We start from the raw sequence: 26,310 nt of genomic DNA, 5'->3' as shown, positions 1-26,310 counted from the left end.
TTCCCTTCATCGCAGCACCGGCCCCGGCGCGGGATGTGACCGGAAGGTTCCCTTCCTCGCACCGATCCGGGGCGGGGCGTGACCGGAAGGTTCCCTTCCTCGCACCGATCCGGGGCGGGGCGTGACCGGAAGGTTCCCTTCCTCGCACCGACCGGAGGCGGGATGTGACCGGAAGGTTCCCTTCCTGCCGGTGGTGGTCCTGTGCGAGAGTGCCCCGGGTGGCACTGCGTGCCACGTCGGGTCGTGGGCCGGTGCCCGCGCCGAGCGCATGATGGATGGAGCGCGCCCGAGCGGTGCGCGGCGGAAGTCGAACGAGAGGGCCGGGAGGCCACTGTGAGCACATCTGTGATCGTTGCCGGGGCGCGCACCCCGATGGGGCGCCTGCTCGGCTCGCTGAAGGACTTCTCGGGCGCGCAGCTCGGCGGCGTGGCCATCAAGGCCGCCCTCGAACGCGCCGGAGTCGCCCCGGAGCAGGTGCAGTACACGATCATGGGGCAGGTGCTCACCGCGGGCGCGGGCCAGATCCCGGCCCGGCAGGCCGCCGTGCACGCCGGGATCCCGATGGACGTGCCCGCCCTCACCATCAACAAGGTCTGCCTGTCCGGCCTCGACGCCATCGCCCTCGCCGACCAGCTCATCCGCGCCGGCGAGTTCGACGTGGTCGTCGCGGGCGGCCAGGAATCCATGACGCAGGCCCCGCACCTGCTGGCCGGTTCCCGCGAAGGCACCAAGTTCGGCGACGCCCAGCTCGTCGACCACATGGCGTTCGACGGCTTGACCTGCGCGTTCGACGAGATCGCGATGGGCGCGTCCACCGAGGCGCACAACGCCCGGCACGGCCTCACCCGGCCCGAGCAGGACGAGTTCGCCGCCCGCTCGCACCAGCGCGCCGGGGCGGCGGCCGACCGCGGCGTGTTCGCCGACGAGATCACCCCCGTCGAAGTACCGCGGCGCAAGGGCGACCCGGTCGTCGTCGACGCCGACGAAGGCATCCGGCCCGACACCACCGCCGAATCCCTCGGCAAGCTCCGCCCCGCGTTCGCCCCGGACGGCACCATCACCCCCGGCTCGGCCTCGCAGATCTCCGACGGCGCCGCCGCCGTCGTCGTCATGAGCAAGGACAAGGCGGAGGAGCTCGGCCTCACCTGGCTCGCCGAGATCGGCGCGCACGGCGTCGTCGCCGGACCCGACGCCAGCCTGCACGAACAGCCCTCGAACGCGATCAAGGCCGCCTGTGCCAAGGGCGGTGTGGACGTCGCCGACCTCGACCTGGTGGAGATCAACGAGGCGTTCGCCGCCGTCGGCATCGTCTCCACCCGCGCGCTCGGGCTGTCCCCGGACGTCGTCAACGTCAACGGCGGCGCCATCGCCCTCGGCCATCCGCTCGGCATGTCCGGCGCCCGCATCGCGCTGCACCTGGCGCTGGAGCTGCGCCGCCGCGGCGGCGGCACCGGAGCGGCCGCGCTCTGCGGCGGCGGCGGGCAGGGCGATGCGCTGATCCTCAAGGTCCCCGGCAGCTGAACCCCGGTCGGCGGGCGGCGTCGGGGTACCCGGAAATCACCCCGATGCCGCCCCTGATTCGCGCCACCGACCGTGATCACGTTCCGTGTTCGCCGCTACCCTGGCGAGCATGAAGTGGCTTCCAGGTGGATGGCAACGCGCAGACCGGGCCGGACGGGAATGGGCGACGGTACCCGGCCGCGTCACCCGCAGGGATGACGCCACGGCACGGCTCGGAGCGGAGCGCGGCGGGCCCGCGACCCGCGTCTACGGCAACCGGGAACAGCCGCCCGAACCGCCCGCGCCCGTCGGCCTCGGCCCCGAAGCGCACGACGTCGACGTGTCCGCGAGCAGCTTCCGGCTGCTGCTGATCGGCGGCGGTGTCAGCGGGCTCGGCACCGTGCTGTGCGCCGCCACCCTCGCCAACAACGGCAGCACCGTCGGCATGTGGGTGTGGCAGCTCGTGTTCGGCATCGTGTTCCTCGGCTTCCTGATCTCCTCCCGGGGCATGCTCAGCAGTCGCGGCTTCCTGCTCGACCGCAGCGGCTTCTACGCGCGCACCCTCGGCGAGGTGTACGGGGTGTCGTGGAACGAGATCTCCGCCATCGGCATCGGCAGCCTCCCCTGGATCGAGCAGAAGCGGCCCATGCACCCGGAGCGGCGCGTCGCGCTCGAGTTCTACCCGGCCGACCGCGGATTCGCGGCCAGGCATCCCGAACTCGACCGCTGGCGCGTGGAAGAACAGCCCTCGCTGCCCGAAACGCCGTCGGTGCGGTACCGGTTCCACCTGCCGCCGTTCACCCGGCTCCCGCGCGCCCTCGAACGCGCCGTGCAGACCGTGGCGCCGCGGAAGTGGGTCGGGCACTACCGCAGGCACCTCCCGCCGCTGCACCTCCCGGACTCGACGAAGTTGTGAGGTCGTTCCGGGTTCGCGCTGCTTCGCGGGGCGGGCGGCGGAGTCCCGGTGGCCTCCTCGCTGCGGGATGGTTCGCGCAGGTTCCGCCACCGGCGACGTCGCAGGCCTCGCGAGCAGGCCGCTGAGCATCCGGGGCGGTGCCGCTCGGCGGCTCCGCCGTCGGCGAGCGCCCGCGGGTGCTTCACCAGCCGAGGCTGTGCAGCGGATCGGCCGGGGTGAGGGACGGGTCGTCCTCGCGGAAGGTGCGGGCTCGGCCGCGACCCGTCGCGGCCGTTTCGAAGCGGACCGTGACCCGGCCCAGCCCGGCGCCCTGCACCCAGCCGTGCCCGCCGTCCGGGTGGAACACGTCGTCGCCCGCCCGCCACGACTGGTGCGCCACCACCGGCGCAGCCTCCGCCACCGGATCCGCCGGCTCGGCATCCGGCACCACCTCCGGCTCGCGCGACGGGCTGTCGAACAACGCTTCCTGCTCCGAGGTCGCCAACCCCGAGAACGACACCCCCACCAGCCGGATCGGAGTGCCCGGCGGCACCGCCACCCCGATCAACCGCCGCGCCGCCGCGCCCAGCGGGCCCAGGTCGGACGTGGCCGTCGCGAACGTCTCCGCCCGGCTGATCGTCGTGAAGTCCGCGTCCCGCACCTTCACCGTCACCGTGCGCGCCGCGCGGCCCGAGGACACCAGCCTGCGGTGCGCGTGCTCCGCCATCCCGTCCACCTCGAACGCCAGCCGCACCGGCTCGGTGATGTCCACGTCGAAGGTCGTCTCCGCGCTGACCTGCTTGGCCTCCGCGCGCTCCGCCACCGGGTGATCGTCGATGCCGTGCGCCAGCCGGTGCAGCTCCGCGCCGTGCGCCTGCCCGAGCAGCGCCGTCGCATCGCCCAAGCGCAACGCGGCCAGCTCACCCACGCTGTACACCCCGATGCGGTGCAGCTTCGACTCGGTGACCGGGCCCACGCCCCACAACTTCCGCACCGGCAACCCCGTCAGCAGCTCCAGCTCCTGCCCCGGCGGCACCACCAGCGCCCCGTCCGGCTTCGCCAAGCCCGAGGCGATCTTCGCCAGCTGCTTGCCGGAACCCGCGCCGACCGATGCGGGCACCCCCACCTCGCGGTGCACCCGCTCCCGCAGCAGCGCCGCGAACCGCTCCACCTCCGCCGTCGAGGCGTCCGCCAGCTCCACCGGTTCCAGGAACGCCTCGTCGATCGACACCTGGCCGACCACGTCCGAGACCTCGCGGACGATCTCGAAAACCCGGCGGCTCACCGCCTGGTACACGGCTCCTCTCGGTGGCAGCACCACCGCCACCGGGCAGCGGCGGCGCGCCTCCGCCATCGGCATCGCCGAGCGGGCCCCGTACGCGCGGGCCTGGTAGCTCGCTCCCGCGACCGTGCCCCGCGGACCCAGCCCGCCCACCAGCACCGCCCGGTCGCCGACCGTGGGACGGGTGAGCTGCTCGACCGACGCGAAGAACGCGTCCATGTCCACGTGCAGCACCCATCTGCGCATGTGCACATTCAACGAGATTCCACCGACAAACGGCACGCGCCCCGGCCGTGCGCGGGGGAACTCGTCCGCCACCGATGACCGGAAGGTTCCCTTCCTCCGCCGGCCGCGGCCGGATCAGTCCTCGGTCGGGTCCTGCTCCGGCGCCTCCTCGGTGCCGGTGTCCCGCTTCGGCGGCGCCAAGAAGACGACCCCGCGGTCCAGATCCAGCGGACCACCCGGATCGTGCTCACGTCCGGGCGCGCCCTGATCGCCCTCGTGCCGGAGCTTGCGCCCCGGGAACAGTTCTCCGTAGGAAGCCATGACCCCAGCGTAGGACGGCCGCCAGAGCCGCGGCACCGATCCGCCGCGGGCCGGTGCGAGGAAGGGAACCTTTCTGCCACCGGTGGGGTGAAGGGAACCTTCCTGTCACGCGGGAGGCGTGCGGTGCCGCGGGACGAGGAAGGGAACCTTCCGGTCAGCGGAGGCCGTGCACGCGAAACCGGCCGCCACCGGGGATCGGTGACGGCCGGTTTCGCGGCGGAGCTCAGAACAGCGCGCTGGCCAGCGCTCGCCGTCCCCGGGTGACCCGCGGGTCGCCGTCGGGGAACAGCTCGAACATGTCGATGAGGTGCTGGCGGACCCGGTTGCGCTCGTCGCCGGAGGTGCGCTTGACGGTGCGCACGAGCCGGTCGAACGCTGCTTCCACCTGCTGTCCGGCGAGTTCGGCGTCGGCGGCGGCGAGCTGGGCGTCGACGTCGTCGGGTGCGGCGTCGGCGCGCTCGATGGCGGCCGGGTCGGCGTTCTCGGCGCGGGCGGCGAACCGGACCTGGGCGAGTGCGGCCTTGGCCTGCTCGTTGCCCGGTTCGGCGTCGAGGATCTGCTGGTAGGCGGCTTCGGCGGCGGCGAAGTCCCCGTTCTCGAGCGCGTCCTCGGCTGCGGTGAACCGGGGGTCTTCGGGTTCTTCCTGCTCGTCGGCGTCGCCCGCGCCCTGCTCGGCGGCTTGGATGCCGGGGAGCTGGTCGCGCAGCGCGTCGAGCAGCTGGGTGATCCACTGCCGGATCTGCGGTTCGGGCTGGGCGCCCGCGAAGGCCTCGACGGGCTGGCCGCCGGCGATCGCGATCACGGTGGGGATGGACTGCACCTGGAACAGCTGCGCGATCCGCGGGTTGGCGTCCACGTCGACCTTCGCCAGGACCCAGCTGCCGCCGCCTTCGTTCGCGAGGCGTTCGAGCACGGGGGACAGCTGCTTGCAGGGGCCGCACCACTCGGCCCACAGGTCGACGACGACGGGGACCTGCATGGAGCGGTCCACGACCTCGGCCTGGAAGGTCGATTCGGTGACGTCGATGACCGTCGGCCCGGTGGGCGAGGTGTTCTCGGCGGGACCGCCCGCGGCGGGCTGCCGGGAGGCGTTGTCCGCTCTCGTCTTCAGCGCGGACAGGTCGACTGCGCCCGCCATCGCGGCGGGCATGGCTGCGTTCTGGCGTGGATCGGGCCTCGTCACCTCTCCATCCTGACACGCGGCGACTGGCGCGCGGTGCGTGGGCAAGGGTTCTTCGGAGGGGCGGGGAGCAGCGGTGCACCGCCCATCACGGTCCGCCAGCCATAGCTGAGAGATCGACCTGAACGAGTGTTGATGACCACTCGAAAGACTGAGGTTACGTGGAACCCCCTCATGTTTTCCCGGGCCCATCGCCGAAGGAGCCACTGTGCCTGGTCGAGATCCCGTCTCGTCCGGCGCGAGGGGAGCCCCGGGAAAGAGCCGGGACCGAGCTCCCTGCCCGAAGTTCTAGGAGAGGTTTCAGAACGTGCGTATTGCAACCCGCGTCGCCGGCGCCGCCGGCATCGCAGCCCTCGGCATGGTGTCCCTCGGCTCGACCGCCTTCGCGGACACCGCCGGCAACGAAGGCGTGAACCTGGTCGACGACAACAACGTCAGCGCCGTGCCGGTGCAGGCCTGCGGCAACAACGTCGGTGCCGCCATCGGCGTCGTGGTGCCGGTCCTGTCGCCGCAGACCAGCGACTGCACCAACGCGCCGGTCGTCGACCACCCCTCCATCAAGGGCTGATCGACCCAGTGCGAACCGGGCCGGCCGGGGAGTCCGCGAGGGCTCCCCGGCCGGCCTCGCTCATTCCCCGGACGACAGGTGCTCTTCGACCCGCCGCACCTTCTCCTGCAACTGCCCGGTGTGGCCGGGCCGGATGTCGGCCTTGAGCACCAGGCTGGTGCGCGGCGACCGCGACGACACGGCTTCCGTCGCCCGCTTCACCACGTCCATCACCTCGTCCCAGTCGCCTTCGACCGTGGTGAACATCGAGGTCGTCTCGTGCGGCAGGCCCGATTCGCGCACCACCCGCACCGCTGCCGCGACCGCCTCGCTCACGCCGCCGTCCTCGCCGGAACCGGACGGGGCCACGCTGAACGCCACCAGCATTCGCTGTTCCTCCTGCACTGTTCGGGCACCTTCCGCACGATCATGCGCGATCCGGCCGGGAACTCGCGCATCGGCGGGCGAATGGTCATTCGCCTCCGCGGAGCCCGCTGCTAGCGTCGGGGCATGAGCGCTCGTAGTCCGCTGCCCTTCGATCCCATCGCCCGAGCGGCCGAGCTGTGGTCGGAGCGGATCGGACCGTCGACGACGATGGCCGCGGTGACCAGCGTGATGCGGGTCCAGCAGATCCTCCAGTCCGCAGTGGACACGGCGCTGCGGCCGCACAACTTGACCTTCGCCCGCTACGAGGCGCTCGTGCTGCTCACCTTCTCCCGGCGGGGCAGCCTGCCGATGCGCGTCATGGGCGACCGGTTGCAGCTGCACCCCACCAGCGTCACCAACATCGTGGACCGCCTGGAGCACGACGATCTGGTGCGCCGGGTGCCGCACCCGACGGACCGGCGCACCACCCTGGTGGAGATCACCGACGACGGGCGGGACCTGATGAAGCGCGCCACCGAGTCGGTCACCGAGATCGAGTTCGGCCTGGGCGGGGTGACCGAGCGGCAGACCCAGCAGCTCACCGAACTGCTCGGCAAGGTCCGGCACGCCGCCGGGGACTTCTGAGGCGTCCCGCCCGCGCCCTCCGGATCACCGCCGGGCCCTTCCGCGCGCCGAGGTGATGAAGGGAACCTTCCTGCCACCGGTGACCGGAAGGTTCCCTTCATCGCACGAGCGCCGTCCGCCTTCGAACCCGCCTGCGGGTCTCGTCGGTTTCCTGTCGGCGGCGAAGCCGCTGAGCCGCCGACCACCCGAGCAACTCGCACCGCCGCGGGTTCTCAGCTGGTTCCTCGCGAGGACAGCGATTTCTCCTGTGGCGGAGCCACCGGTGACATCGATCCCGCAGCGAGGAAGCCGCTGAGGTTCCGCTACCCGAGCACTACGCGGCAGAAGCAGCGAGACGGGCAATGCGGTTCCGCCACACCCGCCGCGCGGCGGGCCCGGTCAGTTCAGGGTGCGCAGGACGTGCGCGACGCGGCCCCAGAACGTCGGCTCGGCCGACTCCTGCCAGGTCAGCAGTCCGCGCCCGTTCGCCCAGCGCTCGAAGGCGACGGAGGCCAGCGGCGGGATCGACGCCACCAGCGAGGCCACCAGGACGGGGAAGGACCAGCGCAGCGGGCTGAACACCACGAGGCAGGTCACGACGTAGCCGGTGAACACGAGCCCGTGGACCCAGCCGAGCACGGTGACGCCCGTCGGCATCCCGAGCCCGTACTTGAACCCCATCGCGATCAGCAGCCCCGCCCAGGAGCACGCCTCGGCGATCGCGACGAGGCGGAACCACCCCGCGTAGGTGCGCAACACCGTCCACCAGCCTTCCGGTCCGGCGCCGCCGGTCGGCGCTCGACCTCTCCGAGTGTGCCGGGTGCGCGCGGTCACACGGCCACCGGTGACGAGGGCCGCATCGTGATCGATCCCGAAACGGAATTGTGACCGCCGCGCGTTTCCGCGGATTCCACGGAATTCGATCATGATTCTGAAAATCGCTGGACAGATCGCGGACGAATGGTTTTCGGGGCTTCGTTGCGCCGTTCGGCCGCATTTCTGCGCCCGTCGGTACGCAGCGGCGGGGTCGAGCATTGACACCGCTGGTCCAGCCCGGTGAAATCCGCCAGATCATGACAACGTTGTCTGATTCCGGGAATGTTCGGCGCGCCACGATGAACGACGTGGCGCGCCTCGCCGGGGTGAGCATCAAGACGGTGTCCCGGGTGGTCAACGGCGAGCGCGGGGTGCATCCGGGAACGGCGTCGCGCGTTCTCGACGCGATCGAGCAGCTCGGTTTTCGGCGCAACCTGGGGGCGCGGAATCTGCGGCGTGGTGCCGAGACCGGAATCATCGGGCTGGTCCTGGAAGACGTGGCGAACCCGTTCTACTCGATGTTGACGCGAGCCGTGGAAGAGGTCGCGAGCGAGCAGGGCGCGCAGGTGCTGACAGGTTCTTCCGGCGAGGATCCGGCGCGGGAGCGGGAACTGGCGCTGGAATTCCTGTCCCGCCGGGTCGACGGTCTGCTGGTGGTGCCGGCAGGGGACCGGCACGGCTACCTCGCGCGGGAGGCGCACGCGGGCACCCCGGTGGTGTTCGTGGACCGGCCGGCCGGCGGGGTGGACGCGGACACGGTGCTGGTCGACAACGCGGGCGGCACCGCGCTGGCCGCCCGGCACCTCGCCGAGCACGGGCACCGGCGGATCGCGTTCCTCGGGGACGCGCCGGGCATCAGCACGGCGGCGGAGCGCCTCAGCGGATTCCGGGCGGGCTGCGCGCAGGCGGGCGTCCCGTTCGACGCCGAGCTGGTGCGGATGGGCCCGCACACCGCCGAGTCGGTGGCGGGCGCGCTGGCCGGCCCGCTGCGCGCGGCCACCGCCCTGGTCACCGGGAACAACCGGATCACCGTGCACGCGCTGCGGGCGCTGGCCGGGCGGGCGACGCGGCCCGCGCTCGTCGGCTTCGACGACTTCGAGCTGGCGGACCTGCTGGACCCGCCGATCACGGTGATCACCTACGACGTGCGGGAACTGGGCGCTTCGGCGGCGCGGGCGGTGTACGCGCGGCTCGGCGGCGACGCGGGCCCGCCGCGGCGGCTGGTGCTGCCGACCCGGTTGCTGGCGCGCGGCTCCGGCGAGGTGTCGGCGTGACCCGAACCCATCCTTCGAACCGACCTGGGAAGGCCTGATGTCCGAACCGCTGCTGGAAGCACGCGAACTGACCAAGAGGTACGGCGGCGTGGAGGCGCTGCGCGGCGCCTCGTTCACCGTCCACCCCGGCGAGGTGGTCGCCCTGATCGGCGACAACGGCGCCGGGAAGTCCACCTTGGTCAAGTGCCTGTCCGGTGTGGAGCGCCCGGACTCCGGGCAGGTCCTGATCTCCGGGAAACCGGTGGAGCTGGATTCGCCGGTCGCCGCCCGCGCGCACGGGGTGGAGACCGCCTACCAGGACCTCGCGGTGGCCCCCGACCTCGATCCGGCGGCGAACCTGTACCTGGGGCGGGAGATCCGCCGCCCGGGCCTGCTCGGCAAGCTCGGGATGCTGGACAAGAAGGCCATGCGCAGCCGCGCCGCCGAGCAGTTCGCGACGTTCGGCGTCTCGCTGCCGGACCTGGACGTGCCGATCGGCGCGCTCTCCGGCGGCCAGCGGCAGAGCGTCGCGGTCGCCCGCTCGGTGGCCTGGGCGGACAAGCTGGTGTTCCTCGACGAGCCGACCGCCGCGCTCGGCGTGGTGCAGCGGGAACGGGTCCTCGACGTGGTGCGCCGCGTCCGCGACACCGGGATCTCGGTGGTGCTGATCAGCCACAACATGCCGGAGGTGCGGTCGGTCGCCGACCGCGTCGAGGTGCTGCGGCTGGGTCGCCGCGTCGCCCGCTTCCGCGCCGCCGACGTCAGCTTGGAAGAGCTCGTGGGCGCCATGACCGGGGCGTTGACCCAGGAGGACGAGAGCTGATGCCCGCGACGAAATCGAACCCCGAGGTCACCGGGGAACTCGCCGAGACCCCGAAGGGCTTCCGCGCCCGGCTGGCCGCCTCGCCGACGCTGTGGACCGGGCTGGTGCTGGTCGTGCTGTGCGTGCTGTTCAGCGCGGTGCGGCCGGACGCCTTCCCGACCCTGTTCAACCTGCAGACGCTGCTGGTGCAGGCGGCGCCGCTGCTGATGCTCGCCGTCGGCATGACCTTCGTGATCATCACCTCCGGCATCGACCTGTCCGTCGGGTCGGTGCTGGTGTTCGCCGGGGTGGTGTCGGCGCAGACGATGGAGGCGCTCAGCGGCGGCGATGCCACCGGCGCCGGGTGGGGCGTGATCGCGGTCGGATTGGTGGTGGCGCTGCTCGGCGGCGCCGCGTGGGGCGTGCTCAACGGGCTGCTGGTGGCGGTGGCGAAGGTGCCCGCGCTGATCGTGACGCTCGGCTCGTTCGGCGCGGCCCTCGGTGCCGCGCAGCTGCTCACCAACGGCATCGACGTGCGGACCGTGCCCTCGGCGCTGCGCGAGACCCTCGGCACCGGCACCTCGTTCGGCGTGGTGCCGAACCTCGTGCTGCTGGCCGCGGCGGTCACCCTGCTGGCGGGCTGGGTGCTGCACACCACCCGGTTCGGCAGGCACACCTACGCGATCGGCTCCAACGCGGAGGCGGCGCGGCGCGCGGGCATCGACGTCAGCAGGCACCTGGTCGCGGTGTACGCGCTGACCGGGGTGCTGGCCGGGCTCGCCGGATTCCTGTCGCTGGCCTACTTCGGCACCACCACGATCAGCGGCCACAGCAACGACAACCTGAACGCGATCGCCGCGGTGGTCCTCGGCGGGACCAGCCTGTTCGGCGGCGTGGGCACCATCCTCGGCAGCGTGATCGGCGTGTTCATCCCCGCCGTGCTCGACGCCGGGTTCGTCATGGCCGGGGTCCGGCCGTTCTGGCAACCGATCGCGGTCGGCGCCGTGCTCGTCGCCGCCGTCTGGCTCGACCAGCGGCGCCGCCGGGCGCGCAGCAGCCGCTGACCCCCTTGTGCGGCACAACGGTGTGTGGAGGAGACAAGTGAAGATCAAGTCGAAGGTGATGGTCGTGCTGGCGGCGGGCACCCTGCTCGCCGGCTGCGGATCCGGGCAGATCGGGGACGGCGGGGGAGCGGCCACCGACCCGGGCAACAAGAACTTGGCGCTGCTGACCGGCATGCGCGGGGAACCGTTCTACGTCTCCATCGAGTGCGCGGCGAAGGAGGCGGCCGCGGCCGCCGGGTACGAGCTCAACGCGCAGGCCCCGGAGAAGTTCGAGCAGGCCGAGCAGGCGCAGCTGCTCAACGGCGTCGTCAGCTCCCGGCCCGGTGCGGTGATCATCGCGCCGACCGACGACAAGGCGCTCGCCACCCCGCTGCAGCAGGCGAAGGACAACGGCGTGCAGGTCGTGGAGGTCGACACCGCGCTGGAGGACCGGTCGATCGCGGTGAGCTCGCTGTCCTCGGACAACCACGCGGGCGGGGTGCTGGCCGCGCAGACCCTCGCCGAGCTCGTCGGCGACCGGCCCGGCTCGGTGCTCGCGCTCAACACCAAGGCGGGCACCTCCACGACCGACGAGCGGGCCCGCGGCTTCGAGGAGGAGATCGCGAAGCACCCGAACCTGAAGCTGCTGCCCACGCAGTACACCGAGAACGAACCGGCCACCGCCGCGCAGATCGTGTCCGCGACGCTGGCCGCCAACCCGGACCTGGTGGGCGTGTTCGGCACCAACCTCAACACCGGTGAGGGCGCGGGCACCGCGCTCGCCAACGCCGGTCGGTCCGGTCAGGTGCAGCTCGTCGGGTTCGACGCCAGCCCCAAGCAGGTCGACGACCTGCGCGGCGGGCGGGTGCAGGCGCTCATCGCGCAGAACCCCGCCGAGATCGGCGAGGAAGGCGTGCAGCGGGCCATCGCCGCGATCAAGGGCGAGCCGGTGGAGCGGGAGACGAAGACCGACATGATCGCGCTCACCCGGGATTCGATGGAGGAGCAGGCGCAGTACTTCTACCGCGCCACCTGCTGACGCGGGGGTGCGATGAAGGGAACCTTCCGGTCACCGGTGACCGGAAGGTTCCCTTCCCCGCTCACGCCCGGGCGTTCACGAACTCCCGCAGCAGCGCGTTGAACTCGTTCGACTTCTCCCGGTTCGGCCAGTGCCCGGCGCCGGGGATCACGTGCAGCTGGGCGCCGGAGATGGCGGTGGCGGCCTGCCGCGACGAGGTGACGGGCACCACCGCGTCCTGCTCGCCGTGGATGAACATCACGGGGCAGCGGATCTGGTCCAGGTGCGGCCCGTGGTTGACGCGCATGGCGCGCCGTCCCACCGAGTCGCGCTGCCAGTCGGCGAACACCGAGTCGCGCTGCGCGGCTTCGGCGGCGACCTCCTCGACGATGCCCTCCAGGTCGGGCACCGAGCGGTCGCCGGTGAACAGCCGCCGCTCCAGCATCCGGCGGGCGAGCCCGCGGTGCCGCGCCAGCAGCTTCGCGCCGGTGGTGCCGATGAAGTCGACGCGGGTGGCGAGGTAGCCGAGCAGGTGCCGGTCGAGCCGGGCCACCAGCCCGCCGGAGCCGACGAGCACCAGCCCGCGCACTCGTCGCGGGTGCCGCAGCGTGAAGCCGGTGGCGATGCTGCCGCCCAGCGACAGCCCGACGATCATGGTGTCCCGCACGCCCCACGCGTCGAGCAGCCAGCGCAGCACCTCTTCGCAGGTGCGCTGGTTGGCGCGGCCGTGCCAGGGCAGGCTGCCTCCCTGGCCGGGCAGGTCGGGGACGTAGACGCGGTGGTCGGCGGCGAGCACGGGGATGGTGTGCCGCCAGCTCAGCATCGCGTTGTCCAGGCCGCCGCCGTGCAGCAGCACGATCGCGGGCCCCGAGGTCCCGGCGCGGTAGTAGCGGATCTTGCCGGCAGGGAACTCGACGTGGTCGACCTCGACACCCTGGGGCGGGGCGGTCATCTGTACTCCTTGTTCGGGACCGGCGTGCGGCAGTCCGGTGCGGCGACGCGGACCTGCCGATCGTTCGAGCAGACGTGGGCGGGTCCGTCGCGTGGCCGCGTTCGAGCGTGCTGGGGGCGACGACTCCGCCGGGGACGGGCGCACCCCTTCAGATCTCGTGCGGGGGCGCCGGTGTTACTCGGCAGGATAGGCCCGCGCCGGTGCGGACGGGCACCACCCGCCGTGCTGCGCGCGGGGCGTGCCAGGATTCGGAGCGTGAGCACCGCGTATGACTGCAACCGTCCGGACGGCCGGGAATCCGGTCTCGCCGCCGCCGCCAACACCGTCCGTGCCGGTGGACTGGTGGTCCTGCCCACCGACACCGTGTACGGGATCGGCGCGAACGCCTTCGACCCGGAGGCGGTGGGCGCGCTGCTGGCGGCGAAGGGCCGCGGCCGCGACATGCCGGTCCCGGTGCTGGTGGGTTCGTGGTCGACCATCGACGGCCTCGTCCAGTCCGTGCCGCAGCAGGCCCGCGCGCTGGTGGAGGCGTTCTGGCCCGGTGGCCTGTCGCTGATCCTGCCGCAGGCGCCGTCGCTGGCCTGGGACCTGGGCGACACCCGCGGCACGGTGAACCTGCGGATGCCCCTGCACCCGGTGGCGCTGGACCTGCTCCGCGAGGTCGGCCCGATGGCGGTGTCGAGCGCGAACCGCACCGGCAACCCGCCGCCCGCGACGGCGCAGCAGGCGCAGGACCAGCTGGGCGACTCGGTGCAGGTCTACCTGGACGGCGGGCCGACGGGCGAGCCGGTCGCCTCGACGATCGTGGACCTGACCCAGGCGACGCCGCGCGTGCTGCGCCAGGGCGAGATCACCCTGGAGCAGCTCACCGAGGTCCTGGGCGTCGAGGTCGAACCGCTCGCCTGACCGCCGCCCGCCGGCCCCGCTCCGGCCGCGAGCCGCTCGCCGGGGCGGGGAGCGGGCGGAGGCGGACCGGCCGGACGATCTTGGCTGATCCGGACCGGTGGTCGTGGCGCGGCTGTTTGCCGATAGCGTTAGCCCCCGGATGCGCAACGTGGACAGCGATGAGGAGCGCCGAGCTTGAAGACGCCGTTCCGGTGGCCGGACCTCCACCTTCCGCGGGCCGTCGGGCCGCGAGGGTAGAGCCGCCGCCATGGACAACGCACCTCTGTGGGCGCCGGCGGGTCTGCCCGTCCGCGAATACCTGCTCGTTCTGCTCACCGCGGCGGCGGTGACGTTCCTGCTGACCGGCCTGGTCCGGTTGCTGGCGATCCGGGTGGGCGCGGTCGCCTACCCGCGCAAGCGCGACGTGCACCTGACGCCGATCCCGCGGATGGGCGGGGTGGCGATGTTCGGCGGGGTGCTCGCGGCGATGTTCCTGGCGAGCAACCTGCCCGCGCTGTCGCGGGGTTTCGACTTCTCCAACGATGCGGCCGCCGCGATCGTGGCCGGCGGGCTGATCGTGCTGGTCGGCGCGCTGGACGACCGGTTCGAGCTGGATTCGCTGACGAAGCTCGCCGGGCAGGTGACCGCGGCGGGCATCCTGGTGCTGTTCGGCGTGCAGTGGTTCGGCTTCTGGGTGCCGTGGGGCGGCGACGAGGGCCACATCGGCCAGCTGATGGTGCTCAACAGCAACCAGGGGCAGCTGCTGACGGTGCTGCTGGTCGTCACGATGATCAACGCGATGAACTTCGTGGACGGCCTGGACGGGCTGGCCTCCGGCATCGGGGTGATCGCGGCGAGCGCGACCTGCGCGTTCTGCCTGAGCCTCCTGCAGCAGCACGGCGGGGACGTGACGGCCTACCCGCCCGCGCTGATCGCGGCCTCGATCGCAGGCGCCTGCGTGGGCTTCCTGCCCTACAACTTCCAGCCGGCCCGGATCTTCATGGGTGATTCGGGGTCGATGCTGATCGGGCTGATGCTGGCGACGGCGAGCACCTCGGCGTCCGGCAAGGCCGACTACGCGGGCTTCGGCGGCAAGGACCTGCTGGCGCTGCTGTCGCCGCTGCTGGTGCTGGCCGCGGTGCTGTTCGTCCCGCTGCTGGACCTGATCATGGCGGTGGTGCGGCGGACCGCGGCGGGCAAGAGCCCGTTCCACGCGGACAAGATGCACCTGCACCACCGGTTGCTGGAGATCGGGCATTCGCAGCGGCGCGCGGTGCTGCTCATCTACCTGTGGGCCGGGGTGCTCGCGTTCGGGGCGGTGTCGTTGACGCTGTTCAGCGCGGCCGTCGTCGGCTGGGTCGCCGGATTGGGCGTGGTAGCGGCAGCTATCATTTCGCTGATTCCGAGAATGGCCGGACGATGGCGATCCGATCGAGGGGCCTGAATGAGCGAGACCGAGCAGTCCACCGGGCAGTCCGCGGAGAACCCGCACGCTGCGACGGTGCGCAAGCTGGCCGACGCCATGCTGCGCACCGCGCTGGTGCCGGGCGCCGTGACGGTGCTGCTCGGAGTCGTGGTGTCCGCGGTGCTGGTCGGTGCGACCGGTGCGTTCGGCGCGGTGGTGGGCGGAGTGGTGGCGTTCGGGTCGTCACTGCTGACGATCTTCCTGATGCGCTGGACGGGTGGGTTGCACCCGATGTTCGTGATGGCGGTCGCGCTCGGCGGGTACGTCGGCAAGATGCTGGTGTTACTCATCGTGATGACCTTGCTGGGCGGGGTCGACGCGCTGCATCCGACGTCGCTGGCGCTCACCATGCTGGCCACCATCATGGTGTGGGCCGGAGCCGAGGTCGTTGCCTTCCGCAAGACCAAGATTCCGACCATCGTTCCTGGTCAGTGACGGTGTCGCTGATCTGCAGCGGGTAGCTTCCCGAAACTTGTTACCCGCTGGTATTGTCCGCTTCGGCCAGGTCGCCCATCAGTGTGGCGACCGTCCACCTCTTACTGAACGTATTCGCGCTCACTAGGGTGGGGTCGGCGAACGTGCCAGATCGCGTATCGGGTACGTTACGTGCAAATCATGACGATTCCCCCGGTGGTGTGAACCTCGGGAGAACCGGAAGGAGCCCAGTTGGGCGCGCTGGTGCTGGCCCAAGGCGGACAGTTCGTACCGCCGGGTGCCGATGCTTTTGACCTCCCGCCGATCTTCGGCGGCGTAACCAAACCGATGGTGCTGATCGCGCTGTCGGTGGTGATCGTCGGCGCGTACTTCGTGATGGCGACCCGCAACCTGAAGCTGGTACCGGGCAAGTCCCAGTTCGTCGCGGAGTTCCTCTACGAATTCAGCCGCAACAACATCGCGCGGGAGCAGATCGGGGCGAAGGACTTTCGCAAGTTCGTCCCGCTGATCTTCGCGATGTTCACGTTCGTCCTGGTGAACAACATCTTCGGGATCATCCCGCTGATCCAGTTCCCCACGATGTCGCGCATCGGGTTCCCGATCGCGCTGTTCATCGTCGCGTACGTGGTGATGCACACGGTCGGTTTCGCCAGGCACGGATTCCTCGGCTACTTCAAGCACGTCATGTTCCCCCCGGGCGTGCCGAAGCCGATCTACCTGCTGCTGTCGCCGATCGAGTTCTTCCAGAAGTTCATCGCTCAGCCGGTCGCGCTGGCGATCCGGGTGTTCGCCGCGATGTTCGCCGGTCACCTCATCCTGCTGGTGTTCACCCTGGGCGGGGAGTACCTGCTCATGGAGGCGAGTGCGGGGTTGAAGCCGGTCTCCATCGTCGCTTTCGCCTTCTCCATTGCCTTGACGTTCGTCGAAGCCCTGATCCAGGTGCTCCAGGCGTACATCTTCGCGCTGCTGACCGCCAACTTCATCGGCAGTGCGCTGGCCCAGGAGCACTGAGAGCAAGACCAAGACCTCCGATCCGCGCCGACTCGCGCGGACCGAGTTGAAAGGTAGTGAAAGTGAGCAACATCGTTCTTGCGCAGGCCGCTGAAACCGCTGGGAACATCAACCCCGGTCTGGCCGCGATCGGTTACGGGCTCGGCGCCATCGGCCCGGGCGTGGGCGTCGGCCTGATCTGGGCCGCGGTCATCAACGGCACCGCCCGCCAGCCGGAGGCCCAGGGCCAGCTGCAGGGCATCGCCTGGATCTCCTTCGTCCTGGTCGAGGTGCTCGCCCTGATCGGCCTGGTCGTGTACTTCATCGCCTCCGCCGCCTGATCTTGTTCACGGCTGGAAAGCGTTGGGAGACGTCGTGGTGAAGACACAGATGCTGTTGGCGGCCGAGGGCGGGCACAGTCCCGTCATCCCCGAGCCGTCCGAGATCGTCGTCGGCCTGATCGCCTTCCTGATCCTGCTCTTCGTACTGTGGAAGTACGCGGTGCCGCGCTTCGAGAAGCTCTACGCGGAGCGCAGCGAGCGGATCGAGGGCGGCATCGCCCGCGCCGAGCAGGCCCAGGCCGAGGCGCAGCGGACGCTGGAGCAGTACAAGTCGCAGCTGGCCGAGGCGCGTGCCGAAGCGGCGCGGATCCGGGACGACGCGCGGGCCGAGGGCCAGCAGATCGTCGAGGAGATGCGCGCGCAGGCGCAGTCCGAGTCCGAGCGCATCGTCACGCAAGGCCAGAACCAGCTGGCCGCGCAGCGCTCGCAGATCGTCGCGGAATTGCGCGGCGACCTCGGCAGGCAGGCCGTGGATCTGGCCGGTCGCATCGTCGGTGAGTCCCTCGAGGACGAGACCCGTCGTCGCGGCACCGTGGACCGGTTCCTGGAGGAACTGGAATCCACGTCGGCACCGTCCGGGTCCAGCAGGTCCTGACGGCGCCGGTGCGATGGACACGCACATGATGTGGTCCCCGAAGGTTCCCCCAGAACGAAAGGCCCTGGAGAGTTGAGCACCCTCGTGAACGCCGCGAGCCGCGATGCGCTGGCAGCCACCGAGCTGCAGCTGTTGCAGGCCACCGACGGGGCCGGGGCCGCGGAGATCACCGGCCTCGCCGACGAACTGTTCGGCGTGGCCGCCCTGCTGGGTCGCGAGTCGACCCTGCGCCGGGCGCTGGCGGACGCCTCCACCGAACCCCGTTCGCGGGAGGAGCTGGCCAAGCAGCTGCTGGCCGGCAAGCTCGGCGCCCGGGCGCTGCCCGTGGTGGTCGAAGCCGTCCGCTCCCGCTGGTCGAGCGCGAAGGATCTGGTCGGAGGTCTGGAACGGCTGGCCCGGGTCGCCCTGCTGGTGCAGGCGGAACGGGCGGGCCGGCTGGACGCGGTCGAGGACGAGCTGTTCCGCCTCGGCCGCATCATCGGCGCCGAACTGGAGCTGGAGCGGCTGCTGGCCGACCCGGCCGCTGCCACCGACGGCAAGACCGCGCTGGTCGACGAGCTGCTCGGCGGCAAGGTCGAACCGGTCACCCAGGCCCTGGTGCGCCAGCTGGTCTCGCACCCGCACGGCGGGCACGTCAGCGAGGGGCTGGAGGAGCTCGCGGAGCTCTCGGCCAAGCGCCGGGAGCGTTCGGTGGCGCACGTGCGGTCCGCCATCGAACTGACCGAGCAGCAGCAGCAGCGGCTCGCGGCCACGTTGCAGCGGATCTACTCGCGGCCCATCGCGGTCCACCTGGAAGTGGATCCTGCGGTCGGCGGCGGCCTGCTGATCAAGGTCGGTGACGAGGTCATCGACGGAACGACCACGGGGCGCCTGCAGTCCCTCCGGCGCGACCTCGCCGACTGACGGCGAGGGCCGCGGCCCGGACACAGAACTTCCTTCCAGAACGAACCGAGAGCAGGAACGAGACATGGCGGAGCTGACGATCTCGTCGGACGAGATCCGCAGTGCGATCGAGAAGTACGTCTCCAGCTACTCCCCGGAGGTCAGCCGCGAGGAGGTCGGCGTCGTCACCGATACCGGTGACGGCATCGCCCATGTCGAGGGCCTGCCTTCGGTGATGACCGAAGAGCTGCTGGAGTTCCCCGGCGGCGTCTACGGCGTGGCGATGAACCTGGAGGCTCAGGAGATCGGCGCGGTCATCCTGGGCGAGTCCGCTGGCATCGAAGAGGGCCAGGAGGTCAAGCGGACCGGCAAGGTGCTGTCCATGCCGGTCGGCGACGGCTTCCTCGGCCGCGTGGTGGACCCGCTGGGCGAGGCCATCGACGGCCTCGGCGAGATCAAGGCCGAGAGCCAGCGCGCGCTGGAGCTGCAGGCCGCCACGGTCGTGCAGCGCCAGGGCGTCGCCGAGCCGATGCAGACCGGCATCAAGGCCATCGACTCGATGACCCCGATCGGCCGCGGCCAGCGCCAGCTGCTGATCGGCGACCGCAAGACCGGCAAGACCACGGTCGCGGTCGACACGATCATCAACCAGAAGGGCAACTGGGACAGCGGTGACCCTGCCAAGCAGGTGCACTGCATCTACGTCGCGATCGGCCAGAAGGGCTCCACGATCGCCGGCGTGAAGAAGTCCCTCGAGGACGCGGGCGCGATGGAGTACACCACCATCGTCGCCGCCCCCGCCTCGGACTCGCCGGGTCTGAAGTGGCTGGCGCCGTACGCGGGCTCCGCGCTGGGCCAGCACTGGATGTACCAGGGCAAGCACGTCCTGATCGTGTTCGACGACCTCACCAAGCAGGCCGAGGCGTACCGCGCGATCTCGCTGCTGCTGCGCCGCCCGCCGGGCCGCGAGGCCTACCCCGGTGACGTCTTCTACCTGCACTCCCGTCTGCTGGAGCGTTGCGCGAAGCTGTCGGACGAGATGGGCGCCGGTTCGATGACGGGTCTGCCGATCATCGAGACCAAGGCGAACGACGTGTCGGCCTACATCCCGACGAACGTCATCTCCATCACCGACGGCCAGTGCTTCCTGCAGTCGGACCTGTTCAACTCCGGTCAGCGCCCCGCGATCGACGTCGGCATCTCGGTGTCCCGCGTCGGTGGTTCCGCGCAGATCAAGGCGATGAAGTCGGTCACCGGCTCGCTGAAGATCGACCTGGCGCAGTTCCGCGAGCTGGAGGCGTTCTCCGCCTTCGCCTCGGACCTGGACGCCGCGTCGAAGGCGCAGCTGGACCGCGGTGCCCGCCTGATGGAGCTGCTCAAGCAGGGCGCGGGCGACCCGCTGCCGGTCGAGGAAGAGGTCGTCTCGCTGTTCCTCGGCACCAAGGGCCACGTCGACACCGTTCCGGTCGGCGACGTGCGGCGCTTCGAGTCGGAGTTCCTCGCCTACCTGCGCCGGACCCACGAGTCGCTGCTCAAGGACATCGTCGAGAGCAAGAAGCTCTCCGACGACGGCCAGAAGCTGATCGTGGACTCGGTGGAGGAGTTCAAGAAGCAGTTCACGACCTCCGACGGCACCTCGCTCACGCAGGAGGCCGACGCCGAGGCGATGGACGCGGGCGCGGTGGGCCAGGAAACCGTCCAGGTCAACAAGCCCGCCCCGAAGAAGTGACCGGGTAGCCATGGCCAATCTTCGAGAACTGCGAGACCGCATCCGGTCGGTCAAGTCGATCCGGAAGATCACCAAGGCGCAGGAACTGATCGCCACCTCCCGCATCATGCGGGCCCGGACCAGGGTCGAGGCGTCCCGGCCGTACGCGGCCGAGATCACCAAGTCCCTGTCCGAGCTGGCAGGCGCGAGCTCGCTGGACCACCCGCTCCTGGTGGAGCGGGACAACCCCAAGCGGGCCGCGGTGCTCGTGGTGACCAGTGACGGCGGCCAGTGCGGCGGCTACAACTCCAACGTGCTGCGCGCGGCGGAGGAGCTGCAGAGCCTGCTCCGCGAGCAGGGCAAGACCCCGGTGCTGTACGTGATCGGCCGCAAGGGCGACGCGTACTACCGGTTCCGCCAGCGCCCGGTCGCGGCCAGCTGGACCGGCTTCGCCGAGAAGCCCGGCTACTCGGATGCCGCCGAAGTGGGGGAGACCCTGGTCAAGGCGTTCCTCGCGGGCGCCGACGACTACCTCGACGACGGCGGGCCGGACGGTACGCTGGGCGTGGACGAGCTGCACATGGTGCACACCGAGTTCGTCTCGATGCTGACCCAGCGGCCGACCGTCACGCGGATCGCCCCGCTGGAGGTCGAGTACTCCGACGAGCCGAAGAAGCCGCGGTCGGTGTACGACTTCGAGCCGGACGCGGACACGTTGTTCCGGGCCCTGCTGCCGAAGTACATCAACACCCGGATCTTCGCCGGGCTGCTGGACTCGGCGGCGTCCGTCTTCGCGGCACGTCGTACCGCGATGAAGGCGGCCACGGACAACGCGGACGAACTGATCCGCAACCTCAGCCGTGAGGCCAACCAGGCCCGCCAGGCCCAGATCACCCAGGAAATCAGCGAGATCGTCGGTGGTGTCGAGGCGCTCTCGTCAGCAGGAAGTGAGTGACATGACTGCGACTGCCACTAGCACGGCTACTGGCACCGGCCGCGTCGTCCGGGTTCTCGGCCCGGTCGTGGACGTCGAGTTCCCGCGCGACCAGGTGCCCGACCTCAACAACTCCCTCACCGTGGACATCACGGCCGAGGCCATGGCGAAGACGCTGACGCTCGAGGTCGCACAGCACCTCGGCGACAGCGTGGTGCGCTGCGTCTCGATGCAGCCGACCCAGGGCCTGGTCCGGGGTGTCGCGGTGCGCGACTCCGGCGAGGGCATCTCGGTGCCGGTGGGCGACGTGGTCAAGGGCCACGTGTTCAACGCCCTCGGGCACTGCCTCGACGAGCCGGGCTACGCCTCGGACGCCGAGCGCTGGTCCATCCACCGCAAGGCCCCGGCGTTCGACCAGCTCGAAGGCCGCACCGAGGTGCTGGAGACCGGCATCAAGGTGATCGACCTGCTCACCCCGTACGTGCAGGGTGGCAAGATCGGCCTGTTCGGCGGTGCGGGTGTCGGCAAGACGGTGCTCATCCAGGAGATGATCCGCCGCGTCGCCAAGAACTTCGGTGGCACCTCGGTGTTCGCCGGCGTCGGCGAGCGCACCCGTGAGGGCAACGACCTCTGGGTCGAGATGGCGGAGTCCGGCGTGCTCGCCGACACCGCCCTCGTCTTCGGGCAGATGGACGAGCCGCCGGGCACCCGCATGCGGGTCGCCCTGTCGGCGCTGACCATGGCGGAGTACTTCCGCGACGTCCAGAACCAGGACGTGCTGCTGTTCATCGACAACATCTTCCGGTTCACCCAGGCGGGCCAGGAGGTGTCCACCCTGCTGGGCCGGATGCCTTCCGCGGTGGGTTACCAGCCGACGCTGGCCGACGAGATGGGTGAGCTGCAGGAGCGGATCACCTCGACCCGCGGCAACTCGATCACCTCGATGCAGGCGATCTACGTGCCCGCGGACGACTACACCGACCCGGCGCCGGCGACCACGTTCGCCCACCTGGACGCGACGACGGAGCTGTCCCGGCCGATCTCGCAGATGGGCATCTACCCGGCGGTCGACCCGCTGACCTCCAGCTCCACCATTCTGGACCCGGCCGTCGTGGGCGACGAGCACTACCGCGTCGCCCAGGAGGTCAAGCGGATCCTCCAGAAGTACAAGGAGCTGCAGGACATCATCGCCATCCTCGGCATGGACGAACTGTCCGAAGAGGACAAGGTGACGGTGCAGCGGGCGCGGCGCATCCAGCGCTACCTGTCGCAGAACTTCTTCGTGGCGAAGCAGTTCACCGGGCAGGACGGCTCCTTCGTGCCGGTGAAGGAGACCATCGAGGCGTTCGACAAGCTCTGCAAGGGCGACTTCGACCACTACCCGGAGCAGGCCTTCCTGTCCATCGGTGGTCTGGAGGACCTGGAGCAGGCCTACAAGAAGCTCACCGAGAAGTGAGCCCCGGTCTTCGCCGCGGTGCACCCACCGCGGCGAAGACCCATCGGCAGGGGTCGGGGTCCGGTCACGGGCCCCGGCCTTCTTTTTCGCTCTTCCCAGAGGAAGGGAACCTTCCGGTCACCCGTGACCGGAAGGTTCCCCTGCTCGCACCCCTCCGGATGTGACGCGGCCCTGCTCGGCCCGTCACCAGGGCCCGCCTGGCGTTGGCTAGACTGCGGGCTGTACACCCGACAAAGGAGACGCGCGTGGCCAACATGTCCGTCCAGCTGGTCGCTGTCGAGCGCCGCCTGTGGTCTGGTGAGGCGACCACCGTCGTGGCCCAGACGACCGAAGGCGAGATCGGCATCCTGCCGGGGCACGAGCCGCTGCTCGGCCAGCTCGTCGAGGGTGGCGTCGTGAAGATCACGACCATCGACGGCGACACCGTGACCGCCGCCGTCCAGGGCGGATTCCTGTCCGTCACCGCCGACGGCGTCAGCGTCCTCGCCGAGTCGGCCGAACTCGCCCAGGAGATCGACGTCGCGCAGGCGCGCACCGACGCGAAGAGCGACGACGAGGAAGCGCGCACGAGAGCGCTGAGCCGACTCCGGGCGGCCGGGCAGTCGGTCTGACGGGCCGCGAACATGGGCTCCGCGGGCGTGTGGTCGATCATCGTTTTCGGGCTGGTGCTGCTCCTGGCGGCCGCGGCCCTGAGCGTGGTGCTGGCCGCGCGCCGGCGGCTGCAGCAGTTGCGCGCCGGCGGGATCGACGTGGCGCTGCGGCTGCGCACCGATGACCGCGGGCGGGGCTGGCACCTCGGTGTCGCGCACTACCGCGGCGAGGAGTTCAGCTGGTACCGGGTGCTGAGCCTCAGCTCGGGCCCGAACTGGGTGGTGAACCGCCGCGAGGTGGAGATCGCCACCCGCCGCGAACCGTCCGCGTCCGAGGTGTACGCGCTGCCGCAGGCCGCGACCGTGCTGCACCTGACCGGTCGCGGTGAGGAGCTGGAGGTCGCGATGGGCGCGGACGCGCTCACCGGCTTCCTGTCCTGGTTGGAGTCAGCGCCGCCCGGACGTTCCGTGCCCTGGGCTTCCTGATCCCCGAACGTGCAGCGCCCCCTCTTCGGAGGGGGCGCTTTTTCGCGCGTCGGGGGTGGATGAAGGGAACCTTCCTGCCACCGGTGACCGGAAGGTTCCCTTCATCGCACCGGGTGCGCGGTGCCGCCGTGTTCGGCGCAGAGGTCGCGGAGCAGACCGAGGAACACCTCGGCGAGCTCGGTGGGGGAGTGCGCGGGCAGCACGGCGTGCACCCGCCGGAACAGCGCGGGCTCGTCGAGTTCCCGGGTGACGGTGCCCGGCACGTCGCCGATGGCGAGCCGCGGCAGGAAGGTGACCGCGACTCCGGCGGACACCACGGCCTGCGCGACGGCGTACGACTCGGATTCGAACGGGACGTGCGGGGTGAACCCGGCGGTGCGGGCCAGGTCGTCGAGCTGGCGCCGGTTCGGCAGTTCCCGCGGCGCGCACGCCCACGCGTCGGCGGTGAAGTCCCGCAGCACCAGCGGGGATCCACCGGTGGCGGCCGGGTGGCGTTCGGGCAGCACGGCGAGCACCGGGTCGTCGAGCAGCGGCACCAGCCGCACCCCGGCGGGCGGGTGCAGCGGTTCGCCGTAGGAGGCGACGAGCGCCAGGTCCAGTTCGCGTTCGGCGACGAGCGCGTTGCCCTCGGTGGGACCGAGGTCCACGACGGACAGCTCGCTGTCCGGGTGCAGCCGGTTCAGCGCGGCCAGGGCCTCGGGCAGCAGCCGCACGCCCGCGGTGGGGAAGGCGCCGAGCCGCAGCCTGGTGCGGTGCAGCCGGAGGTGCCGCGCCCGGTCCGCTTCGGCGCCGCGCAGGGCGTGCGCGATCCGGTCGGCGCGTTCGGCGAGCTGCTCCCCGAGCGGGGTGAGCCGGACGCCGTGCGGGAGGCGTTCGACGAGCGCGGTGCCCGCTTCCCGCTCCAGCCGGGCGAGCTGCTGGGACACCGCGGGCGGGGTGCGCCCGGTGAGCTCGGCGGCACGGGGGACGCTGCCGCCCTCGCGCAACGCCAACAGCAGCAGCAACTTCGCCGGATCCATGAAGCTCCACTTTAGCCACCGGAAGCCGGGGTAACTGGCGGTGAAGGCTCGGCTCGGAAAGACTGGTCGCATGATGGACGCGACCCCGGACAGCGGCCGGTTCACGATCACCGCCGAATCGATCGCCGGTGCGGACGCCACGGCCGCGCTGGAGCAGTACGTCGCCGAGCTGACGCAGGTGTTCCCCGCCGGGTTCGACCCGGGCCGGGCGGCGCCGCCGGAACCGGGCGATTTCGCGCCGCCGCGCGGCCGCTTCCTGCTGGTCCGGGACGCGGCGGGCGCGGTGCGGGGCTGCGGCGCGGTGCGGGTGCTGGAGCCCGGCATCGCGGAGATCCGGCGGATGTGGATCTCCCCGGTGCTGCGTGGTCGCGGCGCAGGCCGGGCGTTGCTGGCCGAGCTGGAGCGCGGCGCGGCGGAGCTGGGGTGCGGGGTGGTGCGCCTGGACACCGCCGCCGAGCTGCACGCCGCGCGCGCCCTGTACGGCTCGGCCGGTTACGCGGAGATCCCCGCCTACAACGACAACGAGTACGCCCGGCACTGGTTCGAGAAGGTGCTGGGCTGAGCGCTCCTAAGCTGGCCGCATGCACATCGAGATCGCCGAGTTCGACCACCCCGACGCGCAGCGGCTGATCGAGGAGGTCCAGCAGGAGTACGTGGGCCGCTACGGGCGCCGGGACGAGACGCCGATCGACTCGGGCCAGTTCAGCGCCCCGCACGGGACGTTCCTGCTCGGCTACCTCGAGGCGGAACCGGTCGCGATCGGCGGCTGGCGGGTGTACGACCCGGCGGAACCGGAGTTCGAGGACGGCGACGTCGAGCTCAAGCGGATGTACGTCTCGCCCGCCGCGCGCGGTCGCGGCCTGGCGCGGCGGCTGCTGGCCGAACTGGAAGGACGGGCCGCCGACGCCGGGCACAAGCGGGTTCTGCTGGAGACCGGGAACCGGCAGCCGGAGGCCATCGCCCTGTACCGCTCGGCGGGCTACGCGGGCATCCCCGCGTTCGGCCCGTACCGCGACGACCCCGACTCGGTGTGCTTCGCCAAGCAGCTGTGAGCGTCAGGCGCCGCCGCCCGGGCGCCACAGCACGTCGCCGTCCGGGTTGGCGACGCGGGCGAGGATGAACAGCAGGTCGGAGAGCCGGTTCAGGTACTTCGCGGCGAGCGCGTTGCTGCGCTCCGCATCGACCTCGAGCAGCGCCCACGCGGAGCGCTCGGCGCGCCGGGCCGTGCACCGCGCCTGGTGCAGCAGCGCACCGCCGGGGGTGCCGCCGGGGAGGATGAACGAGTTCAGCTTCGGCACCCGCGCGTTGTACTCGTCGCACCAGCCTTCGAGCCGGTCGACGTAGTCCTGGGTGACGCGCAGCGGCGGGAACTCCGGATCCGGCACCACCGGGGTGGCCAGGTCGGCGCCCACGTCGAACAGGTCGTTCTGCACGGTCCGCAGCACCTCGACGATCGCCGCGTCGAAGGTCGCGGTGGCCAGCGCCACGCCCAGCACCGAGTTCGTCTCGTCCACGTCGGCGTAGGCGACCAGCCGCGGGTCGGTCTTGCTGATCTGCGAGTTGTCCGAAAGCCGGGTGGTGCCCGCGTCGCCGGTCCGCGTGTAGATCTTCGTCAGGTGTACGGCCATGCCTCCAGGGTAGGTGCCGCACGCCGGTGCGCCCGGCGCACCCGCCACGGACGGGGCGGCGCCCGGCCCGTA

At 71.2% G+C, this 26,310-nt stretch carries 30 protein-coding genes; 22 read left to right on the top strand and 8 right to left on the bottom strand.

From position 1 onward, the window contains the following. The first annotated feature begins 333 nt into the window (after nt 1–333). Together AC29IT_RS21555 and AC29IT_RS21550 are read left to right on the top strand one after the other, a co-directional pair. Nucleotides 334–1,521: an acetyl-CoA C-acetyltransferase gene (locus tag AC29IT_RS21555; RefSeq protein WP_358438761.1), complete on the top strand. Its 1,188-nt coding sequence runs from the start codon at nt 334–336 to the stop codon at nt 1,519–1,521. A 109-nt stretch (nt 1,522–1,630) separates the two neighbouring features. Beyond that, nucleotides 1,631–2,416 carry a hypothetical protein gene (locus AC29IT_RS21550; RefSeq protein ID WP_358438764.1) on the top strand — a complete coding sequence of 262 codons (786 nt, stop codon included), beginning with the start codon at nt 1,631–1,633 and terminating at the stop codon, nt 2,414–2,416. 181 nt (nt 2,417–2,597) lie between these two features. Here the strand turns inward: AC29IT_RS21550 and AC29IT_RS21545 are convergent, their stop codons facing one another. From AC29IT_RS21545 to trxA, 3 genes are all read right to left on the bottom strand, one after another. Beyond that, nucleotides 2,598–3,923 carry a DNA polymerase IV gene (locus AC29IT_RS21545; RefSeq protein ID WP_488219929.1) on the bottom strand — a complete coding sequence of 442 codons (1,326 nt, stop codon included), beginning with the start codon at nt 3,921–3,923 and terminating at the stop codon, nt 2,598–2,600. Nucleotides 3,924–4,037: 114 nt separating this feature from the next. Beyond that, nucleotides 4,038–4,223 (bottom strand): hypothetical protein, encoded by a 186-nt coding sequence (locus AC29IT_RS21540; RefSeq protein WP_358438770.1) that lies wholly within the window; start codon nt 4,221–4,223, stop codon nt 4,038–4,040. Nucleotides 4,224–4,446: 223 nt separating this feature from the next. Continuing rightward, nucleotides 4,447–5,406, bottom strand: a complete 960-nt coding sequence (trxA, locus tag AC29IT_RS21535; RefSeq protein ID WP_488219928.1) for a thioredoxin — start codon at nt 5,404–5,406, stop codon at nt 4,447–4,449. A gap of 304 nt (nt 5,407–5,710) precedes the next feature. Here trxA and AC29IT_RS21530 point away from each other — a divergent pair, with 304 nt between their 5' ends. Beyond that, nucleotides 5,711–5,971, top strand: a complete 261-nt coding sequence (locus AC29IT_RS21530) for a hypothetical protein (protein ID WP_358438776.1) — start codon at nt 5,711–5,713, stop codon at nt 5,969–5,971. Between the two features lie 60 nt (nt 5,972–6,031). On the opposite strand, the gene AC29IT_RS21525 is transcribed toward AC29IT_RS21530, so the two are convergent. Continuing rightward, complete coding sequence (locus tag AC29IT_RS21525; RefSeq protein ID WP_358438882.1) at nt 6,032–6,337, bottom strand: MTH1187 family thiamine-binding protein; 306 nt, start codon at nt 6,335–6,337, stop codon at nt 6,032–6,034. Between the two features lie 123 nt (nt 6,338–6,460). Between AC29IT_RS21525 and AC29IT_RS21520 the strand changes: the two genes are divergently transcribed. Continuing rightward, nucleotides 6,461–6,961, top strand: coding sequence for a MarR family winged helix-turn-helix transcriptional regulator (locus AC29IT_RS21520; protein WP_358438779.1), 501 nt, complete (start codon nt 6,461–6,463; stop codon nt 6,959–6,961). Nucleotides 6,962–7,339: 378 nt separating this feature from the next. Here AC29IT_RS21520 and AC29IT_RS21515 read toward each other — a convergent pair whose 3' ends face one another. Further along, the gene (locus AC29IT_RS21515) at nt 7,340–7,699 is read right to left on the bottom strand and encodes a DUF3817 domain-containing protein (RefSeq protein ID WP_358438782.1); all 360 of its coding nucleotides are present in this window, start codon (nt 7,697–7,699) and stop codon (nt 7,340–7,342) included. Between the two features lie 356 nt (nt 7,700–8,055). On the opposite strand from AC29IT_RS21515, the gene AC29IT_RS21510 reads away from it, so the two are divergent. Genes AC29IT_RS21510 through AC29IT_RS21495 form a run of 4 tightly spaced genes read left to right on the top strand, consistent with a single transcriptional unit; the run spans nt 8,056 to nt 11,893 of the window. Next, nucleotides 8,056–9,030, top strand: a complete 975-nt coding sequence (locus AC29IT_RS21510; RefSeq protein ID WP_358438785.1) for a LacI family DNA-binding transcriptional regulator — start codon at nt 8,056–8,058, stop codon at nt 9,028–9,030. A gap of 37 nt (nt 9,031–9,067) precedes the next feature. Then, entirely contained in the window at nt 9,068–9,832 is a 765-nt protein-coding gene (locus AC29IT_RS21505; protein WP_488219927.1) for an ATP-binding cassette domain-containing protein, read from the top strand. Further along, nucleotides 9,832–10,875, top strand: coding sequence for an ABC transporter permease (locus AC29IT_RS21500; RefSeq protein WP_358438791.1), 1,044 nt, complete (start codon nt 9,832–9,834; stop codon nt 10,873–10,875). Before AC29IT_RS21505 ends, AC29IT_RS21500 begins: the two co-directional genes overlap by 1 nt. A gap of 58 nt (nt 10,876–10,933) precedes the next feature. Then, complete coding sequence (locus tag AC29IT_RS21495) at nt 10,934–11,893, top strand: ABC transporter substrate-binding protein (RefSeq protein WP_488219985.1); 960 nt, start codon at nt 10,934–10,936, stop codon at nt 11,891–11,893. Nucleotides 11,894–11,954: 61 nt separating this feature from the next. Here AC29IT_RS21495 and AC29IT_RS21490 read toward each other — a convergent pair whose 3' ends face one another. Beyond that, nucleotides 11,955–12,824, bottom strand: coding sequence for an alpha/beta fold hydrolase (locus tag AC29IT_RS21490; RefSeq protein WP_358438794.1), 870 nt, complete (start codon nt 12,822–12,824; stop codon nt 11,955–11,957). Between the two features lie 255 nt (nt 12,825–13,079). On the opposite strand from AC29IT_RS21490, the gene AC29IT_RS21485 reads away from it, so the two are divergent. From AC29IT_RS21485 to AC29IT_RS21430, 12 genes are all read left to right on the top strand, one after another. Continuing rightward, nucleotides 13,080–13,730 carry an L-threonylcarbamoyladenylate synthase gene (locus tag AC29IT_RS21485; protein ID WP_488219926.1) on the top strand — a complete coding sequence of 217 codons (651 nt, stop codon included), beginning with the start codon at nt 13,080–13,082 and terminating at the stop codon, nt 13,728–13,730. Nucleotides 13,731–13,977: 247 nt separating this feature from the next. After that, on the top strand, nt 13,978–15,153 hold the full coding sequence (locus tag AC29IT_RS21480) for a glycosyltransferase family 4 protein (protein ID WP_358438799.1): 1,176 nt from the start codon (nt 13,978–13,980) through the stop codon (nt 15,151–15,153). Further along, a complete protein-coding gene (locus AC29IT_RS21475) occupies nt 15,154–15,609 on the top strand; it encodes a Cg1360 family ATP-synthase-associated protein (protein ID WP_358438802.1) in 456 nt (151 codons plus the stop codon). 231 nt (nt 15,610–15,840) lie between these two features. Continuing rightward, a complete protein-coding gene (gene atpB, locus AC29IT_RS21470; RefSeq protein WP_224956399.1) occupies nt 15,841–16,620 on the top strand; it encodes a F0F1 ATP synthase subunit A in 780 nt (259 codons plus the stop codon). Between the two features lie 62 nt (nt 16,621–16,682). After that, entirely contained in the window at nt 16,683–16,940 is a 258-nt protein-coding gene (locus tag AC29IT_RS21465) for an ATP synthase subunit c family protein (protein WP_308011215.1), read from the top strand. A 37-nt stretch (nt 16,941–16,977) separates the two neighbouring features. Then, entirely contained in the window at nt 16,978–17,535 is a 558-nt protein-coding gene (locus tag AC29IT_RS21460) for a F0F1 ATP synthase subunit B (protein WP_224956477.1), read from the top strand. Between the two features lie 72 nt (nt 17,536–17,607). Then, a complete protein-coding gene (locus tag AC29IT_RS21455) occupies nt 17,608–18,438 on the top strand; it encodes a F0F1 ATP synthase subunit delta (protein WP_358438806.1) in 831 nt (276 codons plus the stop codon). Nucleotides 18,439–18,502: 64 nt separating this feature from the next. Then, entirely contained in the window at nt 18,503–20,146 is a 1,644-nt protein-coding gene (gene atpA, locus AC29IT_RS21450) for a F0F1 ATP synthase subunit alpha (protein WP_358438809.1), read from the top strand. A gap of 10 nt (nt 20,147–20,156) precedes the next feature. After that, the gene (locus AC29IT_RS21445) at nt 20,157–21,080 is read left to right on the top strand and encodes a F0F1 ATP synthase subunit gamma (RefSeq protein WP_358438813.1); all 924 of its coding nucleotides are present in this window, start codon (nt 20,157–20,159) and stop codon (nt 21,078–21,080) included. Between the two features lies 1 nt (nt 21,081). Beyond that, nucleotides 21,082–22,515, top strand: coding sequence for a F0F1 ATP synthase subunit beta (atpD, locus tag AC29IT_RS21440; protein WP_224956408.1), 1,434 nt, complete (start codon nt 21,082–21,084; stop codon nt 22,513–22,515). Nucleotides 22,516–22,760: 245 nt separating this feature from the next. Continuing rightward, the gene (locus AC29IT_RS21435; protein ID WP_358438815.1) at nt 22,761–23,126 is read left to right on the top strand and encodes a F0F1 ATP synthase subunit epsilon; all 366 of its coding nucleotides are present in this window, start codon (nt 22,761–22,763) and stop codon (nt 23,124–23,126) included. Between the two features lie 12 nt (nt 23,127–23,138). Next, a complete protein-coding gene (locus tag AC29IT_RS21430; protein WP_358438817.1) occupies nt 23,139–23,591 on the top strand; it encodes a DUF2550 domain-containing protein in 453 nt (150 codons plus the stop codon). A 101-nt stretch (nt 23,592–23,692) separates the two neighbouring features. Here the strand turns inward: AC29IT_RS21430 and AC29IT_RS21425 are convergent, their stop codons facing one another. Beyond that, entirely contained in the window at nt 23,693–24,610 is a 918-nt protein-coding gene (locus AC29IT_RS21425; protein WP_488219925.1) for a LysR family transcriptional regulator, read from the bottom strand. Nucleotides 24,611–24,680: 70 nt separating this feature from the next. Between AC29IT_RS21425 and AC29IT_RS21420 the strand changes: the two genes are divergently transcribed. Both AC29IT_RS21420 and AC29IT_RS21415 read left to right on the top strand, forming a co-directional pair. Then, nucleotides 24,681–25,172 carry a GNAT family N-acetyltransferase gene (locus AC29IT_RS21420; protein ID WP_488219924.1) on the top strand — a complete coding sequence of 164 codons (492 nt, stop codon included), beginning with the start codon at nt 24,681–24,683 and terminating at the stop codon, nt 25,170–25,172. 19 nt (nt 25,173–25,191) lie between these two features. Beyond that, a complete protein-coding gene (locus tag AC29IT_RS21415) occupies nt 25,192–25,662 on the top strand; it encodes a GNAT family N-acetyltransferase (RefSeq protein ID WP_358438822.1) in 471 nt (156 codons plus the stop codon). Between the two features lie 3 nt (nt 25,663–25,665). On the opposite strand, the gene AC29IT_RS21410 is transcribed toward AC29IT_RS21415, so the two are convergent. After that, nucleotides 25,666–26,238, bottom strand: coding sequence for a cob(I)yrinic acid a,c-diamide adenosyltransferase (locus AC29IT_RS21410; RefSeq protein ID WP_358438824.1), 573 nt, complete (start codon nt 26,236–26,238; stop codon nt 25,666–25,668). Between the last annotated feature and the right edge of the window lie 72 nt (nt 26,239–26,310).

Source organism: Saccharopolyspora sp. MMCC62 (assembly GCF_057736575.1).
This window is presented reverse-complemented; position numbering and strand designations above follow the sequence as displayed.